Origin of the sequence: Burkholderia sp. Se-20378 (assembly GCF_017104665.1) — a bacterium.
Taxonomy (GTDB): domain Bacteria; phylum Pseudomonadota; class Gammaproteobacteria; order Burkholderiales; family Burkholderiaceae; genus Burkholderia; species Burkholderia lata.
Map to the genome: position 1 here is coordinate 1 of NZ_JAAGPG010000641.1, position 4,300 is coordinate 4,300.

Here is a 4,300-nt window from a genome sequence, read left to right on the forward strand (position 1 = left end):
TCTCACTCTACTACACGCACTTCTATTCTCTTGTTTTTTCCAGCCGAGGACGTCATCCGAGATTCCGACCCGTGACTGCATTTCATACGTGTGCTCTTCCGATCTCCCCGTACTGTTTCGACGGGCCGACCGTCGGGCTCGCGCTCTGCGGGCGGCTGCTCGCGTGGTTCGGGTTCGCCGACACGCTGCGGCCCGACGCGCGCGACGCGCTCGCCGAGTTGCGGACGCTGGGCCTTGCACGGCAGACGCTGTTGACGGGTGACCTCGAGCGCGTCGCCGGCAAGGTCGCGGCCGAGACCGGCATCGAGACGGTGGTCGCACAGGCGCTGCCGCACGACAAGCTCGATTACGTGATGCGCGAGATCGGCGCGGGCCTGCATCCGCTCGTCGTCGGCGACGGGCTGAACGATGTGCTGGCGATCAAGGCCGGCTCGACGAGCATCGCGATGGGCGAGCGCGGCGTCGACATCGCGATTGCATCGGCCGATGTCGTGCTGCTGGGCGACGACCTGAAGCGGATTCCGACCTGCATCCGCCTCGGCCGCCAATGCCGGCGCACGGCGACGACCAATGCGGCGATCGGCCTCGCATGGACGCTCGCGGTGATCGCGCTCGCCGCGACCGGGATGCTCGGCGCGGTGTGGGCGGCGATCCTGCACAACGTCGGCACGTTCATCGTGATTGCGAACGCCGGCCGGCTGCTGCGGATCGACGAAGAGGTTCGCGACGCGTGAGCGGAGGAGAGGCGCGCGGTCGTGCGTGTCTCGTGGTTCCTTCGCCGGCCCCTCAAGCCCCGATCTCGGCCCACGGCTGCAGCCGTGCGTGATCCGAGAAAAGAGGATGTGCGTGAGCCTCCTCCAGCGTGAGAACGGGCGTCACGCAGGCATCCGCCGACGCGAACCGTTCGCTCCAGATCGCCAGCGGCTGCGATGCGATCAGGCGTTCGACTTCGGCACGCAGGGCTGCGCAGTCGCTGGAGCCGGGCAGTTGCCCGCGCTGCCAGTGGCGTGCCGCCCAGTCGGGGCGGTCGAACACGTCACATGCGGCCTTCCAGAACTTGTGTTCGAGCGCGCCGACCGCGAGGTGGCGACCGTCCCGCGTCGCGTACAGGCCGTAGCAAGGCAATGCACCATTGAGCAGATCCTCGCCCGCACCGGGGCGGCGGCCGAGCGTCGCCGCCAGCATGGCGCCGGTGGCGCGCGGCATCACGAGCTGCGCGTGCAGTCCGTGGGTCATGCTCACGTCCAGGTGCCTGCCCCGTCCCGTTCTCTGCGCGTCGAACACGCCCGACAGCACGGCAATGCAGGCCATCGCGCTCCCGCCTGCGAGGTCGCCCCATTGCACGTTGGGCTGAGCCAGTTCGCCCGTGGGGGCGCGCATCTGGTCGAGCACGCCCGACATCGCCATGAAGTTGATGTCATGTCCGGCCTTGCACGCCCAGCGGCCGCTTTGCCCGTAGCCGGTGATGGACGCCATGGTCAGGCGAGGATTGATCGCATGCAGGGCGGCACGGTCCAACCCCAGGCTTTGCAATACGCCGGGGCGGAAGCTGTCGAGCAGCACGTCGGCCTCCTTCGTCCACGCGCGCAGCCGATCCAGGTCCGCGTCACGCCGAAAGTCGACGGTGCGGCATTCCTTGCCGTGGTTGAGGGCGTCGAACAGCCCCGCCAGCGGGCGCGTCGGGTCGCCCTCGGGCGGCTCCACCTTGATGACGCTCGCGCCCAGATCGGCCAGCATGCGGGTCGCAAACGGGCCGGGCAGGTTGCGCGAGAGATCGAGCACCCGCAGGCCGGACAGCAACGGAGGCAATGCGCCGCCGGCGCGCGCTGCGTCATGCATCCTCGAACCTCCCGCCGGCACGGGCCAGCTCGACCACGATCGCGGCGGGCTCGAAACGCGCGCCATACTGCGCCGCCAGTTCGCGCGCACGCTGCACGAAGCGCTGCGCGCCCATCGCATTGATGAACTGCAAGGCCCCGCCGTGGTGTGGCGCAAAGCCCCAGCCGAAGATCGAGCCGACGTTGGTATCGGCCACCGAACGCACCACGTTTTCCTCGAAGCAGCGTGCGGCCTCGTTCGCCTGGATGAACATCAGGCGATCCACCAGCTCCTGCTGCGCGGGCTGGTCGGCGCGCGGCGGGTAGAGCGCGGTGAGCTCGGGCCACAACGACTTTTCCTTGCCCTGGTAGTCGTAAAAGCCTTTGCCCGCTTTCTTGCCGACGCGGCCCAGGTCGTGCCCCACCTTGCGCAGCACGGCCTCGGCGGGATGCGGCGGGTACGCCTTGCCTTCGGCCTCCAGGTCGCGGCGAGTCTGGTCCGTCACGTGCAACGACAGGCCGAGCGAGACTTCGTCCTGCAGCGCCAGCGGCGGCATGGGCATGCCTGCCTTGAGGCCGGCCACTTCGATGGAACGCGGATGCACGCCTTCGGCCAGCATCGCCATGCCCTCCATCACGTAGGTGGCGAACACGCGCGACGTGTAGAAGCCCCGGCTGTCGTTCACGACGATGGGCGTCTTGCCGATCTGCAGCACGTAGTCGAAGCCGCGCGCCAGCGTCGCGTCCGAGGTTTTCTCGCCCACGATGATCTCGACCAGCGGCATCTTGTCCACGGGCGAGAAGAAGTGCAGGCCGATGAAGTGGGCCGGACGGCGGCTCACGCGTGCCAGCCCCGTGATCGGCAGCGTGGACGTGTTGGACGCGAACACCGCGTCCTCGCCGATGACGGCCTCGGCCAGCGTCGTGCAGTCGGCCTTGATCGCGCGGTCCTCGAATACGGCCTCGACCACCAGGTCGCAGCCCTGCAGGTCGTCGTAGCGCGTGGTGGGCAGGATGCGCGCGAGCAGGGCGTCGCGCTTGTCCTGCGTGGTCTTGCCGCGCGCCAGCGCGTTGTCAAGTAATCCTGCCGAATACGCTTTGCCCTTCTCGGCGTTCTCCTGCGTGGTGTCGAGCAGCACCACGTCGATGCCCGCCTTGGCCGACACGTACGCAATGCCGGCCCCCATCATCCCCGCGCCGAGGATGCCCACCTTCCTCACCTTGCCCGACGGCACGCCGGCGGGGCGCGACTGCCCCTTCTTGATCGCATTGAGCTGGTACCACAGCGTGCCGATCAGGTTCCGGCTGACCTGCGACATCACGCAGGCGGCGAAGTAGCGCGACTCCACCTGCGAGCCGGCGTCGAAGTCGAGCAGGCCGCCCTCGAACAGGCAGCTCATGATGTGAGTCAGGGCCGGGTAGTTGCCATGCGCCTTCGCATTGGCGATGGAAGGCGCGATGGCCAGCATTTGCACGACGGCGGGACTCTTGCTGTCGCCGCCGGGCATGCGAAAACCCTTGGTGTCCCACGGCTGCACGGGCGCGGGGTGGGCCAGGCACCATGCATGGGCCTTGTGCAGCAGTTCCTCGCGCGTGACGGCCAGCTCGTTCAGCAGGCCGAGCCCCAGCGCCTTGGCCGGACTCAACTCGACGCCCTGGGTGATCAGCTCGAAGCTTTTCTGGATGCCGATCATGCGCGGCAGGCGTTGCGTCCCGCCACCGCCGGGCAACAGGCCCAGCTTGACTTCAGGCAGGCCGATCTTCGCCTTGGGATCGTCGATCGCAAAGCGCGCATGGCAGGCCAGCGCCAGTTCCAGTCCGCCGCCGAGCGCGGTGCCGTTGAGCGCGGCCACCACGGGCTTGCCGCATGTCTCCATGCGGCGCAGCAGCGCCTTGAGCTGTTCGCTCAACTGGAAGGCCTGCTCGGCGGACGTGATCCGGCTGAGCTGGTCGATGTCGGCCCCGGCGATGAAGCTCGGCTTGCCGGACGTGATCACGAGGCCCTTGATTCCGGCGTCCTGTGTCACGTGCCCAATGACGCGCGTGAATTCTTCCATCAGCGCCGGGGCGAGCACGTTCATCGCGCGGCCGGGCTGGTCGAGGGTGGCCAGGCCGATACCGTTGGCGTCCACTCGAACGAGAGGGTGGTGTAGGTGGTCATGTGTCGAGCCCTCTTCAAACGCGTTCGATGATGGTGGCGATACCCATGCCGGCGCCGACGCACAGGGTGGCCAGCGCGGTGGATTGGCCGGTCCGCTCCAGTTCGTCCAGCGCGGTGCCGAGAAGGATGGCGCCCGTCGCGCCCAGCGGGTGGCCCATCGCGATCGAACCGCCGTTGACGTTCACGCGCTCGAGCGGCACGCCGAGATCGCGCGCCGCCTTCATCGGCACGGTGGCGAACGCTTCGTTGATCTCCCACAGGTCGATGTCCGAGGCCGCCATGCCCGCCTTGGCCAGCGCCTTGCGCACGGCGGGCGTGGGGC

Annotated in this window: 3 protein-coding genes and 1 pseudogene; 1 reads left to right on the forward strand and 3 read right to left on the reverse strand. The window is 68.3% G+C overall.

Going from position 1 to position 4,300, the window contains the following annotated elements; genetic code table 11:
- Positions 1–71 precede the first annotated feature (71 nt).
- A complete protein-coding gene (locus tag G3N93_RS35315; protein WP_307873447.1) occupies positions 72–734 on the forward strand; it encodes an HAD-IC family P-type ATPase in 663 nt (220 codons plus the stop codon).
- 52 nt (positions 735–786) lie between these two features.
- Here the strand turns inward: G3N93_RS35315 and G3N93_RS35320 are convergent, their stop codons facing one another.
- The 3 genes and pseudogenes from G3N93_RS35320 to G3N93_RS35330 all read right to left on the reverse strand — a co-directional run.
- Positions 787–1,839: a CaiB/BaiF CoA-transferase family protein gene (locus G3N93_RS35320; RefSeq protein WP_206135049.1), complete on the reverse strand. Its 1,053-nt coding sequence runs from the start codon at positions 1,837–1,839 to the stop codon at positions 787–789.
- Complete coding sequence (locus G3N93_RS35325; RefSeq protein WP_206135050.1) at positions 1,832–3,898, reverse strand: 3-hydroxyacyl-CoA dehydrogenase NAD-binding domain-containing protein; 2,067 nt, start codon at positions 3,896–3,898, stop codon at positions 1,832–1,834. The genes G3N93_RS35320 and G3N93_RS35325 overlap by 8 nt, the downstream gene beginning before the upstream one ends.
- Before the next feature lie 94 nt (positions 3,899–3,992).
- A pseudogene (locus G3N93_RS35330) lies at positions 3,993–4,300 on the reverse strand (acetyl-CoA C-acyltransferase); the annotation flags it as partial.

Coding starts and splice junctions, on each gene's coding strand:
- G3N93_RS35320 (WP_206135049.1), bottom strand. CDS start 1,839: ATGCATGACGCAGCGCGCGCCGGCGGCGCATTGCCTCCGTTGCTGTCC.
- G3N93_RS35325 (WP_206135050.1), bottom strand. CDS start 3,898: ATGAACGTGCTCGCCCCGGCGCTGATGGAAGAATTCACGCGCGTCATT.